Annotated in this window: 12 protein-coding genes; 11 read left to right on the top strand and 1 reads right to left on the bottom strand. The window is 59.4% G+C overall.

Annotated features, from left to right (window positions below):
* The first annotated feature begins 7 nt into the window (after window positions 1-7).
* The 11 genes from alg8 to ACA060_RS04725 all read left to right on the top strand — a co-directional run bounded on the left by alg8 (window position 8) and on the right by ACA060_RS04725 (window position 15,186).
* Window positions 8-1,489, top strand: a complete 1,482-nt coding sequence (gene alg8, locus ACA060_RS04775) for a mannuronan synthase (protein WP_497315735.1) — start codon at window positions 8-10, stop codon at window positions 1,487-1,489.
* A 35-nt stretch (window positions 1,490-1,524) separates the two neighbouring features.
* A complete protein-coding gene (locus tag ACA060_RS04770) occupies window positions 1,525-2,694 on the top strand; it encodes a PilZ domain-containing protein (RefSeq protein WP_497315733.1) in 1,170 nt (389 codons plus the stop codon).
* Between the two features lie 138 nt (window positions 2,695-2,832).
* On the top strand, window positions 2,833-4,212 hold the full coding sequence (gene algK / locus ACA060_RS04765; RefSeq protein ID WP_497318180.1) for an alginate biosynthesis TPR repeat lipoprotein AlgK: 1,380 nt from the start codon (window positions 2,833-2,835) through the stop codon (window positions 4,210-4,212).
* Window positions 4,209-5,696 (top strand): alginate export family protein, encoded by a 1,488-nt coding sequence (locus ACA060_RS04760; RefSeq protein WP_497315731.1) that lies wholly within the window; start codon window positions 4,209-4,211, stop codon window positions 5,694-5,696. The genes algK and ACA060_RS04760 overlap by 4 nt, the downstream gene beginning before the upstream one ends.
* A gap of 26 nt (window positions 5,697-5,722) precedes the next feature.
* Window positions 5,723-7,312: a mannuronan 5-epimerase AlgG gene (algG, locus tag ACA060_RS04755; protein WP_497315729.1), complete on the top strand. Its 1,590-nt coding sequence runs from the start codon at window positions 5,723-5,725 to the stop codon at window positions 7,310-7,312.
* 10 nt (window positions 7,313-7,322) lie between these two features.
* Entirely contained in the window at window positions 7,323-8,771 is a 1,449-nt protein-coding gene (locus tag ACA060_RS04750) for an alginate O-acetyltransferase (protein WP_109628072.1), read from the top strand.
* 7 nt (window positions 8,772-8,778) lie between these two features.
* Window positions 8,779-9,900, top strand: coding sequence for a mannuronate-specific alginate lyase (locus tag ACA060_RS04745; protein ID WP_497315727.1), 1,122 nt, complete (start codon window positions 8,779-8,781; stop codon window positions 9,898-9,900).
* Window positions 9,901-10,050: 150 nt separating this feature from the next.
* Window positions 10,051-11,616, top strand: coding sequence for an MBOAT family O-acyltransferase (locus ACA060_RS04740; RefSeq protein ID WP_109628070.1), 1,566 nt, complete (start codon window positions 10,051-10,053; stop codon window positions 11,614-11,616).
* Between the two features lie 11 nt (window positions 11,617-11,627).
* Entirely contained in the window at window positions 11,628-12,803 is a 1,176-nt protein-coding gene (locus ACA060_RS04735) for an alginate O-acetyltransferase (RefSeq protein WP_109628069.1), read from the top strand.
* Between the two features lie 17 nt (window positions 12,804-12,820).
* Window positions 12,821-13,474: an alginate O-acetyltransferase AlgF gene (locus tag ACA060_RS04730; protein ID WP_042932354.1), complete on the top strand. Its 654-nt coding sequence runs from the start codon at window positions 12,821-12,823 to the stop codon at window positions 13,472-13,474.
* 260 nt (window positions 13,475-13,734) lie between these two features.
* The gene (locus ACA060_RS04725) at window positions 13,735-15,186 is read left to right on the top strand and encodes a mannose-1-phosphate guanylyltransferase/mannose-6-phosphate isomerase (protein ID WP_109628068.1); all 1,452 of its coding nucleotides are present in this window, start codon (window positions 13,735-13,737) and stop codon (window positions 15,184-15,186) included.
* Between the two features lie 74 nt (window positions 15,187-15,260).
* Here the strand turns inward: ACA060_RS04725 and ACA060_RS04720 are convergent, their stop codons facing one another.
* On the bottom strand, window positions 15,261-17,987 hold the full coding sequence (locus ACA060_RS04720) for an RHS repeat domain-containing protein (protein WP_497315724.1): 2,727 nt from the start codon (window positions 17,985-17,987) through the stop codon (window positions 15,261-15,263).
* Between the last annotated feature and the right edge of the window lie 137 nt (window positions 17,988-18,124).

The following is an 18,124-nucleotide window of genomic DNA, read 5'->3' as shown; positions in this document are numbered from 1 at the left end:
GCAGATTATGCACAGGCTAAAGCACGGCCTACTTCAGGCCGCCGGTTGGCTGTTTTACCTAAGTTTATTGATGGGCATCGCCATGGCGTTGCCTGCGTCCACATTCGATTCCGATTCGAAGGACTTTATCTTCCTCATCGGTTTCATCGGCATCTGGCGCTACTCGATGGGCGCCACGCACTTTGTGCGCGGGATGCTGTTCCTGTACGTGGTCTACCCGCACCTGCGGCGCAAAGTGCGCAAGCTGGGTGACGCGGCAAACCCGTCCCATGTGTTTCTGATGGTCACAAGCTTCCGTATCGATGCGCTGACCACCGCACAGGTCTACGCCTCCGTCATTCGCGAAGCGATCGACTGCGGCCTGCCGACCACCATGGTGTGCTCCATCGTGGAAATGTCCGATGAGAAGCTGGTGAAAAGCCTTTGGACGAAGATGAATCCGCCGGATCGGGTCAAGCTCGACTTCGTGCGCATTCCCGGCACCGGCAAGCGTGATGGCCTGGCCTACGGTTTCCGCGCCATCTCCCGCCACCTGCCGGACGACCGCGCAGTGGTTGCAGTGATCGATGGCGACACCGTGCTCGCCGAGGGCACCGTGCTCAAGACCGTGCCGTGGTTCCAGCTGTTCGGCAATGTCGGCGGCCTGACCACCAACGAGTTCTGCGAAGTGCGCGGCGGCTACATCATGAGCGAATGGCACAAACTGCGATTCGCCCAGCGCCACATCAACATGTGCTCGATGGCCCTGTCCAAACGCGTACTGACCATGACCGGCCGGATGTCGGTATTCCGCGCCACCGTGGTCACCAACCCGGACTTCATCGCCGACGTGGAAAGCGACTCGCTGCAACACTGGCGCCTGGGCCGCTTCAAGTTCCTGACCGGTGACGACAAGTCGAGCTGGTTCAGCCTGATGCGCCTGGGCTACGACACGTTCTACGTGCCGGACGCCGCGATCCACACCGTGGAGCATCCGCCGGAAAAAAGCTTCATCAAGGCCAGTCGCAAACTGATGTTCCGCTGGTACGGCAACAACCTGCGCCAGAACGCCCGCGCCCTGGGCCTGGGGGTTAAACGCCTCGGCCTGTTCACCTCGGTGGTGCTGTTCGATCAGCGCGTGTCGATGTGGACCTCGTTGCTGGGCTTGACGGTCGCGCTGATCGCCAGCTTCAAGTACGGCACCGCGTTCATTCTGGTGTACCTGCTGTGGATCGGCATTACCCGCCTGATCCTGACCGTGCTGCTGTCGTTGTCCGGTCACCGGATCGGCCCGGCCTACCCGGCGATTCTCTATTACAACCAGATCGTCGGCGCGATGGTGAAGATCTACGTGTTCTTCCGCCTCGACCGACAGTCCTGGAGTCGCCAGCCCACTTCCCTGACCCGTGATCTCGCCAGCTTTCAAGGTTGGTTCAACACTTGGTCGTCTCGGACCATGACCTTCTCCGCCGGCAGCATTTTTGTTGCCGTGCTGCTGATGATGGTCTGACCGAACTCGCCTGAATTAACTAGGAAATCGCCCATATGAATACCGCCGTCAACGCCAACGTAGTGCATGAGTCAGAAGCCCAGCGCCAACACGCCCGAGTAAAAATTCCGGCCAAGCTGCGCTTCTTCGGTCCCGACCGGACCCCGATGGAAGCTCGAGTGATCGACCTTTCCGCTGGCGGTCTGGCCTTCAACGCCGGTCAGCTGCCGCTGAAAATCGGCGACGTGTACAAGGCTCGCCTGCAATTCGTCATCGATAACCTCGGCCTGGCCATGGACGTGGAGCTGCAAGTGCGCTCCTTCGACCGCCAGACCGGTCGTGCCGGTTGCCAGTTCCAGAACCTGGAACCGCAAGACATCTCGACCCTGCGCCACCTGATCACCTCGCACCTGGCCGGCGACATCGTCAGCATGGGTGAAGTGCTGGCAACCCTGCAGCGCGACAACTTCACCAAGGCGCGCAAGATGAAGGACGGCGGCCACGGCATGACCGCGTTCGGTCGCCTGCGCGCCGTGACGTTCAGCCTGGCGATTTTCATCGTCGGCCTGGCGGCGTTCGGTTTCATCTTCAAGTCGGTGTACGGCATGTACTTCGTCAGCCACGCACAGGCCGGTCTGGTCAGCGTGCCGGGCATGAACATCACCATGCCGCGTGACGGCACCGTGCAGAGCCTGATCAAGGCAGACGGCGTTGCCGCCAAAGGTGCTCCGCTCGCGACGTTCAGCACCAGCATGCTCGATGTGCTCAAGGGCCATCTTGACGACAATCAACTGCAACCGGCCAAGGTTGAAGAGCTGTTCGGCAAGCAAATGACCGGCACCCTGACGTCGCCGTGCGATTGCACCGTGGCCCAGCAACTGGTCGCCAACGGTCAGTACGCCAGCAAGGGCGACGTGATCTTCCAACTGGTGCCGCGTAACAGCGAAGCCAACGTTGAAGCACGCTTCACCTATCGCCAGTTTGCCGATGTGCGTCCAGGCAGCACCGTCAGCTTCCAGATCGCCGGCGAAGACACCACTCGCACCGGCAAGATCGTCAGCAGCACCAGCCTGAAAAGTGCCGACCTTTCCTCCGACATCCGCGTGCTGATCCAGCCCGACGAGCCGCTGGACAGCAAATTCGCCGGTCGCCCGGTTGAAGTGAACAGCTCCCGTGGTCCGAACCTGAACTGGCTGATCGACAAAGCCATGGCTTCCGGTCTTTAAGCAGAGGACATGCCCGTGACTATCTCAAAAATCTTGAACGCACCGCAGTCCCTGTGGGAGCGAGCCTGCTCGCGATGGGATCGCCGCGGTCTGTCTGATGGACCGAGTCACTTGAATCGCCAGCAGGCTGGCTCCCACATGGGTACGGTGTGTGCTTTGGCCCTGGCCGTAAGCCTGGCCGGTTGCGCCGGCCTGCCCGACCAGCGTCTGGCCAACGAAGCCCTCAAGCGCGGCGACACCGCGCTGGCGGCGCAGAACTATCAGCAACTGGCAGACCTGGGTTACAGCGAAGCACAGGTTGGCCTGGCCGATATCCAGGTCGACAGCCGTGACCCGGCACAAATCAAACAGGCCGAGGCGACTTACCGCGCCGCGGCCAGCGTCTCGCCGCGGGCTCAGGCTCGCCTGGGTCGCCTGCTGGTGGCCAAGCCGGGTTCTACCGAAGCCGAACAGCACGAAGCCGAAGGCTTGTTGAAAAAAGCCTCGGCCGCTGGCGAAGGCAACACCCTGATCCCGCTGGCAATGCTGTACCTGCAATACCCGCACAGTTTCCCGAACGTCAACGCCCAGCAGCAGATCAGCCAATGGCGCGCCGAAGGCAAGCCGGAAGCGGGCCTGGCCCAAGTGCTGCTTTATCGCACCCAAGGCACTTACGACCAGCACCTGGACGAAGTGGAAACCATCTGCAAGGCCGCGTTGAACACCACCGACATCTGCTACGTCGAACTGGCCACGGTTTATCAGAAACAGGCCAAGCCTGAGCAACAGGCCGAGCTGATCAAGCAGATGCAAGCCGCTCATGCTCGCGGCACGGTCACTGCTCAACGCGTGGACAGCGTCGCTCGCGTATTGGGTGATGCGACCCTCGGCAAGACCGACGAGAAAACCGCTCAGACGCTGCTCGAAAGCATCGCTCCGGGCTACCCCGCTTCCTGGGTCAGCCTCGCGCAATTGCTCTACGACTTCCCGGAACTGGGCGACGTCGACACGATGATGAAGTACCTGGACAACGGCCGCGCCGCTGACCAGCCGCGTGCCGAACTGTTGCTGGGCAAGCTCTACTACGAAGGCAAAATGGTCCCGGCCGACGCGAAGGTCGCCGAAGAACACTTCAAGAAAGCCGTCGACAGAGAAGTGGCCGCCGATTACTACCTCGGCCAGATCTACCGTCGCGGTTACCTGGGCAAGGTTTATTCGCAGAAAGCGCTGGACCACCTGCTCAAGGCTGCGCGTAACGGCCAGAACAGCGCCGACTTCGCCATTGCCCAACTGTTTTCCCAAGGCAAGGGCACCAAGCCCGACCCGCTTAACGCTTACGTCTTCAGCCAATTGGCCAAGGCGCAGAACACCCCGCAAGCCACCGAGCTTGCACAAACACTCGAAGCGCAACTGCCGCCTGCCCAGCTCGCCGAGGCCCAACGTCTGTTGAAACAAGAACAGGCCGTTCGTGGTGCCTTGAGCCAGAACACGCTGGAACTGCACGCCCTGCAAGAAGAAGACGGCGAGGAATCCCTATGAAGCTGAATCCATTCGTTAAGGCCGGTATCGGCCTGTCATTCGCCCTCTTGTGGTCGTGCCCGACCCTGGCGGCCCTGACTGAAAACCAGAACTACGGCCTGGACGTGAAAATCACTGCCCAGTCCGAAGACGATACCGACCTGGGTACCGCGAGCGGCGGCGACGTCAACGGCGTCGGCCTCGACCTGCGTCCCTGGATCTACGGCGAGAGCGGCGCGTGGAGCGGATACGCGATGGGTCAGGCGGTGACGTCCACCGACATCATCGAGACCGACACCCTGCAGCAGTCCGACAGCGACGGCACCCAGGCCACCGACAACGGTGATCGCAAGAGCAAGAAAAACTACCTGGCGATGCGCGAGTTCTGGGTCGGCTACAGCGGCTTGACGCCGTACCCTGGCGAGATCCTCAAGCTCGGTCGTCAACGCCTGCGCAACGACGACGGCCAATGGCGCGACACCAACATTGAAGCCCTGAACTGGACCTTCGACACCACCCTGTTGCGCGCCAACGCCGGTGTCGCCGAACGCTTCAGCGAATACCGCACCGACCTCACCGAGCTGGCGCCCAAAGACAAGGATCGCCTGCACGCCTACGCCGATGCGGCGTATCAGTGGACGCCGGGCAACTGGGTCGGCATTCGCGGTCATCACACCCACGATGACGGCAAGCTCGACTATCCAGAGCCAGGTGTTCCTGCCGATTCTCTGGACAAGAAAGAGAACGGCGACATCAGCTGGATCGGCCTCACCGCCGACAGCGATGCCTACAACTGGCGCAACACCAACACTGTCAATTACTGGGGCAGCGTCACCGGCATGAACGGCGACCGCGACACGGTCAACCCGCTGAACGCCGACGGCACTCCGCCGGCACAAGCCAAGACCAGCGGTAACGTCGATGGCTGGGCCACTGACCTGGGCGTGCGTCTGCGCCTCGATCCGCAATGGCAAGTCGGTGCAGCCTATGCCCGCGCCAGTGCCGATTACGAACAGAACGGTCTGGAAAGCAACCGCTCGAACTACACCGGTACCCGTTCCCGTGTTCACCGTTTCGGCGAAGCCTTCCGTGGCGAAATGAACAACATGCAAACCGCGACGTTGTTCGGTTCGTGGATGCTCAACGACGAATACGACGCCAGCGTGATCTACCACAAATTCTGGCGTGTCGACGGCAACAAGCCAGTCGGCAGCAACGGCATCAACGCCGTGCAGAACGACACTGACGACGTGACCGGCGCCGTGCTCTCCAGCACGTCCCTGCCACTGGAAGATGGCAACAAAGACCTCGGCCAGGAAATGGACGTGGTCGTCACCAAGTACTTCAAGCAAGGCCTGCTGCCGGCCTCCCTGAGTCAGTCGATCGATGAGCCTTCGGCCCTCGTGCGTTTGCGTGGCGGTGTGTTCAAGCCGGGCGATGCGTATGGCAAAGGCGTCGACTCGTACATGCACCGCGCGTTTATCGACGTGATCTGGCGCTTCTGATGCGAACCGCGAAGGGAGTTCCTGACATGAACAGTCCGAAGAGAGGCTCATTGACCTTGCTGGCCGGCGCGATGCTGCTGGCAAGTTCGGCGGCCTTCGCCACGGCGGAGCCGTCAGCGCCCGTGCAGAAAGGGCAGCCGGCGACCATCGCCAAGGGCCTGCAACAGGCCAAGACCTACACCGTCAGCAGCGCACCGACCGAGCCGCTGGAACTGGCTGCGCCGAAACTGCCGGACACCTCCGGCTACACCGCCGAAGCCATCGCCGCGAAGATCGTGCGCACCAAGGCCGGCAAGATCAGCGTGCGTCGGATGATGCAGGAAGACGCGCTGAAGGACTTCATCGGCGGCGACAACAAGATGGCTGAATGGGTGGTGCGTCAGCACGGTATCCCGCAGGCGATCTTCGTCGACGACGGCTACATGAACCTCAAGGACCTGGCGAAGAAACTGCCCAAGCAGTACTTCAGCGAAACCTCGCCGGGCGTGTTCCTGGCGAAGCTGCCGATCGTGGTCGGCAAGAACGGCATCCTGGAAATCGACAAGCAGACCCAGGAATTGCGCCTGTCCCAAGAAGCCGGCTCGTTCCTGGTCAACGACGGCCAGCTGTTCGTGCGTGATACCAAAATCACTGGCTGGAGCGAGAAGGCAAACGGCCCGGCGGCCTTCAAGTCGCCCAAGGAATTCCGTCCGTTCCTGCTGTCCTGGGGCGGCACCGAGACCTACATCGCCAACAGTAAGATCGCCAGTTTCGGCTATGCCAACAGTAAGTCCTACGGTGTGAGTATTTCCCAGTACACGCCGAACATGGCCAAGGTGCTCAAGCGCCCTGAACCGACTGGCTGGATCGTCGGCTCCGAGTTCTCGGACATGTGGTACGGCTTCTACTGCTACGAAACCCGCGACTTCGTGGTCAAGGGCAACACCTACAAAGACAACATCGTCTACGGCATTGACCCGCATGACCGTTCACACGGTCTGATCATCGCTGACAACACCGTTTACGGGACCAAGAAGAAGCACGGGATCATTATTTCCCGTGAGGTCAACGACAGCTTCATCTTCAACAACCGCAGCTACGACAACAAGTTGTCGGGCCTGGTGATCGACCGTAACAGCGTTAACAACCTGATCGCCTACAACGAGATCTACAAGAACCACACGGACGGCATCACCCTCTACGAGAGTGGCGACAATCTGATTTACGGCAACAAGGTAATCAGCAACCGTCGCCACGGCATCCGGATTCGTAACAGCGTGAACATCCGCCTCTACGAAAACCTCGCCATGGCCAACGGCCTGACCGGCGTCTACGGCCACATCAAGGACCTGAGCGACACCGACCGGGACATCAAGCTCGACCCGTTCGACGCCCAGGTGTCGCTGATCATCGTCGGCGGCGAACTGGCCGGCAACGGCAGCGGACCGCTGTCAATCGACTCGCCGCTGAGCGTCGAGTTGTATCGCGTGTCCATGCTCGCGCCGACCAAATCCAGCGGCATCAGCTTCAACGGGATTCTTGGCGAGCGCCAGGATGAAATTCTCGACCTGCTGGTGCGCCAGCAGAAAGCCGTGCTGATCGACCCTGTCGAACGCCAGACCGAAATGCAGGACTGAGGATAATTTTATGCACCCACACTTGATCAAATTACTCAGCCTGTCGGCCCTGACCGCCGGCATTCTCGCGGCCAGCGCCGGCGTCCGGGCCGATGAAGTCAAAGCCCCTAGTTTCAGTGCTGAACCGTGCTGCAACCTGTGCCCCGAAGCTCACGACGCGAAGAACTACACCACGCGCTACCAGCAGAACTTCACCACGCTGGTGCAGGCTCAGGGCGACTGGCTGTTCCGTACGCAAGAAGACTTGCGCACCGAATTCGACACCACCCCCGCCGGCTACAAACGCATGAAAGAACTGCACGATGCGTTCAAGAGCAAAGGCGTGGAACTGGTCGTCGTTTACCAGCCGACCCGTGGCCTGGTGAACCGCAACAAGCTCAATCCGGAAGACAAAGCCAAGTTCGATTTCGACAAGGCGCTGAAGAACTACAAGACCATGCTCGGCCGTTTCGCCGCCATGGGTTATGTGGTGCCGGACCTGTCGCCGCTGACCAACGAATCGCTGCCCGACACCCTGCCGGCCCACGACTTCTACTTCCGCGGCGACCAACACTGGACGCCGTATGGCGCCCAGCGCACAGCGAAAATCGTCGGCGAGAAAATCAAGCAATTGCCTGAGTTCGCGGACATTCCCAAGCGCGAGTTCGAGAGCCATAAGTCGGGTCGCATGGGCAAGACCGGAACATTACACAACATGGCCGGTCAACTCTGTGGCACCAGCTACGCGATCCAGTACATGGATCAGTTCACCACCGAGCCAAAGGGCGAAGCCGCCGACGGCGACCTGTTCAGTGACTCCGGCAATCCAGAGATCACCCTGGTCGGCACCAGCCACAGTGGCAAGAACTACAACTTCGCCGGTTTCCTCGAAGAGGCCATCGGCGCCGACATCCTCAACGTGGCGTTCCCCGGCGGTGGCCTGGAAGGTTCGATGCTGCAGTACCTGGGCAGCGAAGAGTTCCAGACCAAGCCGCCGAAGATTCTGATCTGGGAATTCTCGCCGCTCTATCGCCTAGACCAGGAAACCACCTACCGCCAGATGATGGCGTTGCTGGACAACGGTTGCGAAGGAAAGGATGCACAGATGACCGGCAGCACCACGTTGAAACCGGGCAAGAACGAATTAATGGTCAACAGCAAGAACCTGAACCTGCAAAACGGCAGTCACCAGGTCGACATCCAGTTCGCCGATGCGTCGGTGAAAGTCCTGCAAGCCACCCTCTGGTACATGAACGGTCGCCACGAGGACATCAAAATCGAAAAACCGGAAACTTCCGACACCGACGGGCGCTTTGCCTTTGAGTTGCGTACGGACGAAGACTGGGCCACGCAGAATTTGCTGGCCGTCGAAATCCAGGGCCCTGAAGCAGGTGCCACGCCACAGAAAGTCGAAGCGAAAATCTGCAAACGCAACGTATTCCCTGGCGCTGGGCAGCGTACCGCTTCGGCCGGGCAATGAGGCAATTATGCAAACCCGAACTTTGAAAAGATTACTCGCACCGTCACTGCTGACGCTGGCGATGTTCGCCGGCGCCACGCAGGCCGCCGCGCCCCTTCGTCCGCCCCAGGGCTACTTCGCGCCGATTGAAAAAGTCAAAACCGGCGACAAGAGCGAAGGCTGTGATGCGGTGCCGACGCCGTATACCGGTTCGCTGCAATTTCGCAGCAAGTACGAAGGCTCCGACAAGGCCCGTTCGACCCTGAACGAAGCCTCGGAAAAAGCCTTCCGCGACACCACCGCCGACATCACCAAGATTGAGCGCGGCACCAGCAAGCGCGTGATGCAGTACATGCGTGACGGTCGTCCGGAACAACTGGAATGCACCTTGAACTGGTTGACCGCCTGGGCCAAGGCCGATGCATTGATGTCCAAGGACTTCAACCACACCGGCAAGTCCATGCGCAAATGGGCGTTGGGCAGCATGGCGTCTTCGTACCTGCGCCTGAAGTTCTCCGACTCGCATCCGTTGGCCAACCATCAGCAAGAGTCGCAGTTGATTGAAGCCTGGTTCAGCAAAATGGCGGATCAGGTGGTCAGCGATTGGGACAACCTGCCGCTGGAAAAAACCAACAACCACTCGTACTGGTCCGCCTGGTCGGTGATGGCAACGTCCATCGCCACCAACCGCCGCGACCTGTTCGACTGGTCGGTGAAGGAATTCAAGGTCGCCGCCAATCAAATTGACGCCCAGGGTTTCCTGCCCAACGAACTCAAGCGCCAGCAACGCGCCCTCGCCTATCACAACTACGCCCTGCCGCCGCTGGCGATGATCGCCAGTTTTGCGCAGGTCAACGGTGTGGATTTGCGCCAGGAAAACAACGGCGCGCTGAAACGCCTGGGTGATCGAGTGCTGTCGGGGGTTGAAGACCCGGACGAATTCGAGAAGAAGAACGGTAAAGAACAGGACATGACCGACCTCAAGGTCGATTCGAAATTCGCCTGGCTGGAACCGTTCTGCACGCTCTACACCTGCTCGCCGGATGTGCTCGAGAAAAAACACGAGATGCAGCCGTTCAAGACCTTCCGCCTCGGGGGTGACCTGACCAAGGTCTACGACCCGGCCAACGAGAAAGGCAAAGGTTCTTAGGGCCAACACATAACCCCTGTGGGAGCGGGCTTGCTCGCTCCCACTAGGGTCAGTGCAAGATTTGAGTTGAGTGATATTCCCTCGGTTTTCGGTGGGGGGTTTGGGGGGGCCGTTGGCCCTTGACTGTTGGTTAAACATGGAGAGACCGGGATGGTATTTTCATCCAACGTGTTCCTGTTTTTGTTCCTGCCGATCTTTCTCGGCATGTACTACTTAAGCGGAATACGCTATCGCAACCTGCTGCTGCTGCTCGCCAGCTATGTGTTCTATGCCTGGTGGCGCGTGGACTTCCTCGCGCTGTTCGCCGCCGTCACGCTGTGGAACTACTGGATCGGCCTCAAAGTCGGCGCCGCAGGCGTTCGAACCAAACCGGCCCAGCGCTGGCTGCTGCTCGGCGTGGGCGTCGACCTGTGCATCCTCGGCTACTTCAAGTACGCCAACTTCGGCGTCGACAGCATCAACGCGATGATGACGTCGGTGGGTCTTTCGCCGTTCATCCTGACCCACGTGCTGTTGCCGATCGGGATCTCGTTCTACATCTTCGAGTCCATCAGCTACATCATCGACGTCTACCGTGGCGACACGCCGGCAACGCGCAACCTGATCGACTTTGCGGCGTTCGTGGCGATCTTCCCGCACCTGATTGCCGGCCCGGTGTTGCGTTTTCGCGACCTCGCCGACCAGTTCAACAACCGCACCCACACCCTCGACAAGTTCTCCGAAGGTGCCACGCGGTTCATGCAGGGTTTCATCAAGAAAGTCTTCATCGCCGACACCCTAGCGGTGGTCGCCGACCATTGCTTCGCCTTGCAGAACCCGACCACGGGCGATGCCTGGCTCGGCGCGCTGGCGTACACCGCGCAGTTGTATTTCGACTTCTCCGGCTACAGCGACATGGCCATCGGCCTGGGCTTGATGATGGGTTTCCGCTTCATGGAAAACTTCAAACAGCCGTACATCAGCCAGTCGATCACCGAGTTCTGGCGGCGCTGGCACATCAGCCTGTCCACCTGGCTGCGTGACTACCTGTACATCACGCTGGGCGGCAATCGCAAAGGCACGCTGATGACCTATCGCAACCTGTTCCTGACCATGCTGCTCGGTGGTCTGTGGCACGGCGCGAACATCACCTACATCATCTGGGGTGCGTGGCACGGCATGTGGCTGGCGATTGAAAAAGCCCTGGGCCTGAACACCTCGCCACGCAGCATCAACCCGATCCGCTGGGCGCTGACCTTCCTGCTCGTGGTCATGGGCTGGGTGATCTTCCGCTCGGAAAACCTGCACGTCGCCGGTCGCATGTACGGCGCGATGTTCAGCTTCGGTGAATGGTCACTGTCGGAACTCAACGCGGCCAGCCTCACCGGCCTGCAAGTGGCAACCCTGGTGGTGGCTTACATGACCCTGGCGTTCTTCGGCATCCGCGATTTCTACAGCAACCTGCCGCCTGAGAAGACCAAGCCTGTGGTCAACGTCGAGGCCGACGGCCCTGCCGCTGCCACGCCAGGAATGATCAAAGCCGTACCGGGCGACAACCCGACCAGCATCCATGAGCCTGGCTACACCGTTGGCGTTGAAGCCACCGTGCAACCGGCCTACTGGACGGCGGACTGGTCCCGTTACGTGATGCGCACGCTGGTCCTGGTGCTGTTCATCGCCTCGATTTTCAAACTCTCGGCGCAAAGCTTCTCGCCGTTCCTTTACTTCCAGTTCTGAGGGATCTGACCATGACCCGCTCATTACGTATCTTCTACATCGCCCTGTTCATGGTGACCCTGCTGGTGCTGGGCCTGTGGTCGACGCGCAGCTTCTTCGGCTTCAGCACCAACGCCGACGCGACAGTGCTCAATGGCCGCTGGGCCAAAGCCGTGGAAACGCATTACGACGAAGAGTTCCCGATCAAGCGCCTGGGCACCAACCTTTGGGCTGCGCTGGATTTCAAACTGTTCAACGAAGGTCGTCCGGGCGTCGTGCTCGGCCGCGATCAATGGTTGTACAGCGATGAAGAATTCAACCCGATCGTCAACGAAGAGTTGAACCTGCAAGGCAACTACGCGCTCGTAGAAGGCGTACGTCAGGAACTCAAGGCCAAAGGCGTGAAACTGGTGATGGCGATCGTGCCGGCCAAGACTCGCCTGTACCCGGAACACCTGGGCCAAGTGAAGCCTTCGAGCATTCACGCCAACCTCTATGAAGACTTCCACGCTCGTGTGGCGGCCAACAAGATCATCGCGCCCGACCTGTTCGGTCCGATGCTCCACGCCAAGCTCGACGGTCAGCAAGTGTTCCTGCGAACCGACACTCACTGGACCCCGGAAGGCGCACAAATCGCCGCCGAGACTCTGGCCAAGACCATTGCCGAGAAGACCCCGCTCAGCGGCGAGCCGCAACGCTTCGTCACTGAACCTGCGGAGAAAGTCACGCACAAGGGCGACCTGCGGTTGTTCCTGCCGCTGGACCCGCTGTTCGAAAACCTGATGCCGAAGACCGAACCGTTGCAAAAGCGCAACACCGTGGTCGCGCAAGACCAGCCTGCCGGTGATGACGCGCTGTTCGCCAACACTGAAGTGCCGGTGGCCCTGATCGGCACCAGCTACAGCGCCAACCCGAACTGGAACTTCGTCGGTGCGCTGAAACAAGCGCTGAACAGCGACGTGGTCAATTACGCCGAAGACGGCCACGGCCCGATTCTGCCGATGCTCAGCTACCTGAAAAGTGATGCTTTCAAGAACAGCCCGCCACAGGTGCTGATCTGGGAGTTTCCTGAACGTTATCTGCCTGTGAACAACGAAATCGGCGACGCCGACCCGCAGTGGGTCGCAGAGCTCAAAGAAGCCGGCGCCCGCCAACAAAACGTAGCCGCAAACACTAAATCCGAGACGCCCGACCGGGCGCAAAACTGAAAGAGAGAGGTACTACCATGACTTTCACTACTACTCCTCGCCGTCTCGCCAAGACCTTTGCACTTGTTGCTGGCATGAGCGTGTTATCGATGTCCGCCTTTGCTGGTGACGCTGCACTCTACGGCCCGACTGCACCGAAAGGTTCGAGCTTCGTCCGTGTCTACAACGCCGGTAACGCTGAAGTCAGCGCCACCGTCGGCAGCACCAACCTGGCCGAAGTCGCGCCGCTGTCCAGCACCGACTTCAGCTTCATGCCGGGCGGCGACTACAGCGCCAAGGTCGGCAGCCAGACGCTGCCGGTGAAACTGGCCGGCGACCACTATTACACCCTGGTCAACAACGCCAGCGGCGCGCCGCAACTGATCGAAGAGCCGCCGTTCAAGAACAAGCAGAAATCCCTGGTTCGCGTACAGAACCTCAGCGACAAGGCCCTGACCCTGAAAACTGCTGACGGCAAGACCGAAGTGGTTCCGTCCGTAGCGGCCAAGGGCCGTGGCGAGCGTGAAATCAACCCGGTCAAAGTCAGCCTGGCCCTGTATGACGGCGCCACCAAAGTCGGCGACGTGAAACCGGTTGCCCTGGAACGCGGTGAAGCCGCCGTGCTGTACGTCACAGGCAAAGGCAGCAGCCTGTCGCCAGTCTGGGTAAAACGCCCGGTTTCGACGCGCTAAATAATTCGTCAGGACGGTGATCCCTCTGTAGCAGCTGGCGAAGCCTGCGTCCGGCTGCGCAGCAGTCGTAAAACCGGCACATTCGGTCTTTCAGAGAGACCGAGTTGCCAGGATAACGACCGCTTCGCGCTCGAACGCAGCCTCGCAGGCTCGGCAGCTGCTACAGAGATCGGTGAGACGGCCTGGCTACGGAATAAGAACAAGAGTGAAACGACAGAACGCAGTAGCTCTGACCCATACGATTTTCAAGGAGTAACAACATGATTCCGGTGATCTTGTCAGGTGGTAGCGGCTCACGTCTTTGGCCGCTTTCCCGTAAGCAGTTCCCTAAACAGTTCCTCGCCCTGACCGGCGAACACACGCTGTTCCAGCAAACCCTGGAGCGCCTGGTGTTTGAAGGCATGGACACCCCGATCGTGGTCTGCAACAAGGACCACCGCTTCATCGTCAACGAGCAGTTGACCAACCGCAAACTGGAAACCCAGCGCATCCTGATGGAACCGTTCGGCCGCAACACGGCGCCGGCCGTGGCCCTGACCGCGATGATGCTGGTCAACGAAGGTCGTGACGAGCTGATGCTGGTGCTGCCGGCCGACCACGTACTGGACGACCAGAAAGCCTTGCAACGCGCCCTGGCCCTGGCCACCGTCGCCGCCGAAAACGGCGAAATGGTGCTGTTCGGCGTACCGGCCACCAAACCGGAAACCGGCTACGGCTACATCAAGTCCACCAATGACTCGCTGCTGCCCGAAGGCGTCAGCCGCGTCTCGCACTTCGTCGAAAAACCGGATGTGAAACGCGCCACCGAGTTCGTCCAGTCCGGCGGTTACTTCTGGAACAGCGGCATGTTCCTGTTCCGCGCCAGCCGCTTCCTGGAAGAGCTGAAAAAGCATGATCCGGACATCTACGACACCTGCCTGCTGACGCTTGAGCGCAGCGAACAGGATGCCGACACCGTCACCATCGACGAAGCCACCTTCGCCTGCTGCCCGGACAATTCCATCGATTACTCGGTGATGGAAAAAACCCAGCGCGCCTGCGTCGTGCCGCTGACCGCAGGCTGGAGCGATGTCGGTTGCTGGGCGTCGCTGTGGGAAGTGAATGACAAAGACGTCAACGGTAACGTCACCAAAGGCGACGTGGTCATTCAGGACAGCAAAAACTGCATGATCCACGGCAACGGCAAACTGGTGTCGGTGATCGGCCTGGAAAACATCGTGGTCGTCGAAACCAAGGACGCCATGATGATCGCCCACAAGGACTCGGTCCAAGGCGTAAAACAAATGGTCAACACCCTGAACGAACAGGGCCGCACCGAAACCCAGAACCACTGCGAAGTCTATCGTCCGTGGGGCTCCTACGACTCGGTCGACATGGGCGGCCGTTTCCAGGTCAAGCACATCTCGGTCAAGCCGGGCGCGTGCCTGTCGCTGCAAATGCACCACCACCGCGCCGAACACTGGATCGTGGTCAGCGGCACCGCCGAAGTGACCTGCGACGAAAACGTGTTCCTGCTCTGCGAGAACCAGTCGACCTACATCCCGATCGCTTCGGTTCACCGTCTGCGCAACCCGGGCAAGATTCCACTCGAGATCATCGAAGTGCAATCGGGCAGCTACCTGGGCGAAGACGATATCGAGCGCTTTGAAGATATCTACGGTCGCTCCACCCCGATCGAACGCGGCGTGTCGGTGAAAACCATCGCGCAGTAAGCGTTAAGCAAAACCAGAAGCCCCCGTCCAGTCCGCTGCGTTCCCTATCCGCAGCGGGTTGGGCGGTTTTTTGTTTAACTGACTAACTTAGCGCCAAACCTTATTGCGATTTTGGCGGAGCGCGGATTGATCGCCTCGGTCTGAACTTTCGAAACGTTCATCTTTTTTGACACATTCGTTATAGATTGCACCGTCAAGTAAGTACCTATCCCTCGCATATGGGGTAGTCGTCCTGCCGCACCAGTGCTCCCCACCTTCGACCCTGATTGTTCCTCGTCACCTTGCGTATCAGGGTGGACGACGGTTTGAACGACCGTTACCTCCGTCTTTCCTTTTTCCGTAAAAGTGCTTAATTCGGAGATACCGTAAATTTCTCGTTGCTCAGGCAATTTATACTTATCCGCCCTTTTCACAACAACAAAGAATCGTCGTTCAACGGACATATCAGGATGCCGGTTCGGTGAGTCCAGAGCGTTCGCCCCCTCCACAAAGGTGTCATTTGCGCTTCGCAACATGTAGCCCGAAACACTTTTTCCAAGGCTATTGTTAGATTCTTCTTTCACTCCGTTCTTGAGCGAAGAAACGTTAGAGCGCCGACTATAAATGTCCTTGTAGTTTTTCAGATTATTTTTTACCTCGTCACCTACCACCAGGTATTTGCTGTCCGAATTTACCTCCACGACCTTAAATTCACCTGACTTTTTATATTTCCCGGACGTGATATCAAGCACGCTGATTTTCTTCAGTTGAGCTAATTTCAGCGCCAGTTTCTCCTTCAACCCTACATTCACTACATAGTTCCCGGTGTTTTGCAGCCCATTCATATCCCATAACGTCATTGGGTTATTAATGACCATCGCATACAAATTAAGACCATCGACATCCCCCGCCGGATCCGGATTCAGCCAACGCTGCAACCACGGGATGTAATAGCGGTACCCGTAGTAATAAAGCCCCGTCGCATCTCGCTCCTTCCCCGAATACCGATCTGTTTTGTAATCCCCATCGGTGTCGTTCGGGCCGGCAGACCAAGCTGTTGCGCCAAAGGGGTAGTAAGTTTCCTGACTGATGATTTGCGCATCGTCGGTCAGTTCCACGTTGCAGGAGTTGAGGTGATCGATCAGGGTGAAGCGGTACTGATCGTTGACGCCTGACGGTGGAGCGCTTTCCCAATGCAGCACCCGAACACTATTGAGCCCGGCCTGCGCAATGATGACCTGTCGCACCTTCCCTGTGCCGCTGTCGGTGCGAATTTCCAACCCCGGTAAATAGCGGACTTCAGCCACCACGGTCCGAGCATTGGTCTGCAACGAGCGAATTTTGCGCACCCGCTGACCGCCGCCATCGTAGAGATAGTGCTCACAGTCATTGCGCCCGGACGCGCGCTCCACCGGGCAGACCGACGCCAGTTCATTACGCAGATTCCAGGTCAGAAACCGCCCCGGGTCCAGCTCCAGTAAATTACCGTTGGCATCGAATGCAGCGGCGATGTCCTCTTCCGTCGGCGGCACACCGTTGCGCCAGGGCAGGCAGCGATTGCTGTAAAGCGCGGCGGTCAATTCACGCCCAGGGTTTTGTGCGCCGACATGCGTCAACTTCAGCAGGTTGCCGCCCTCGTCGTAGCGGTAGGTCTGCTGGTAATTGCTGACCGCCGCCGGATCAGTACGAACGACCGATTCCGGCCCCTGGTTGGGGCTGCCCGCCTCCCAGCCAAACGCCTGGATCAACTGATAAAGACTGTCGTAGATAAAGCGACTGACGGGATCAATACGCTGATTGTTGAAGTAACGCACCGGCAGTGCCTTGTCTTCGATACTCAGCACATTGCCCATTCGGTCATAGGTGTAGAACAGATGTTGCAGCAGTCCGGCGCGATCGCTGTCCGCTCGCCGCTCCATCAGCCGACCATCCTCGGGGCCATACGTGAGCGTTGTTCGTACGCCATTACCCGCGACTTCGCGCAGGGTCTGTCCGTCGGCGTTGTACTCGATCTCGCTGACCAGTGTTTGCCAAGTGGTTTTGCCGCCCAGCTTCAAGGCGCTTTGGCGTAGCCGGGCATCAAGGGTGAAGGCAAAGACCTGGCAGTTCTGCCGGGCATCGACCGTTTCCAGCACATTCCCCAACGGCCCGTAACGCCACGTTGAAACGGCACCCGCGCCCGGCTCCAGCAGTGTTTGTCGATCCGCTATTCGCTCCGGCCAATCCGGTGCAACGGCGTCGAGGGTGAAGTGCTGAATGTGCCGGGTGCACTGGCCGGTGATCGCAAACGCCTCAAACAGCACGGTCCCGCCGGGACTGTCCTGACGAATCAACTGCCCGCATTGATTACGATCGCGGTTAACCGGATCGGCGCCACCATATTCCATACGTTCGGCACATCGGGGTGGCTGCGTGGCAACGTGCTCAAACACCGCCAAGGGACGAAGCCGCTCGTCGTAGTGAATCTCGCGTCGGGTACCGCGACTGTCCCAGCCTTGCAGCACTTCATTGGCCGGGCCGAGAAGGCTGGTCTGTGAGCCGGCATCGACACTGACCGTGCAGACGGGATGACCGGTCAGCGAATGCACGGTCGTGAGATTGGCAGGCGTGGAGAGATCGTCCTTTTGCGACGTCCACAGCCGCGGATCCCACAGCTTCCTTGCAAAACCTGCGGCATCGTAGGCGGTGCGATTGATGCGCGCCAGCGCGGTGGCGCTTTCGTCTTCGCGCCAATAATCAACCGAACGAACCGGCAGCCCTCGCGGATCGACGGCGAACAATCGGGGTGTGTTGTAGTGCATTCCTGCTGCCGCAGCCTGCATGCCGATTCGTCCCTGTTTGCCTGCGGTTATCTAACTCCGCATGCTCAGGGATGGCTACTGTCAGAAATTACAGTACCGACCAACGGTGATCGTGATTGATCCGTGAATGTCCATTCCGGCAGCCGTTCGGTAGGATG

This window comes from Pseudomonas sp. LBUM1671 (assembly GCF_059695685.1).
Note: the sequence above shows the minus strand (reverse complement) of the source record. Positions and strands in the feature narration are given on the sequence as shown.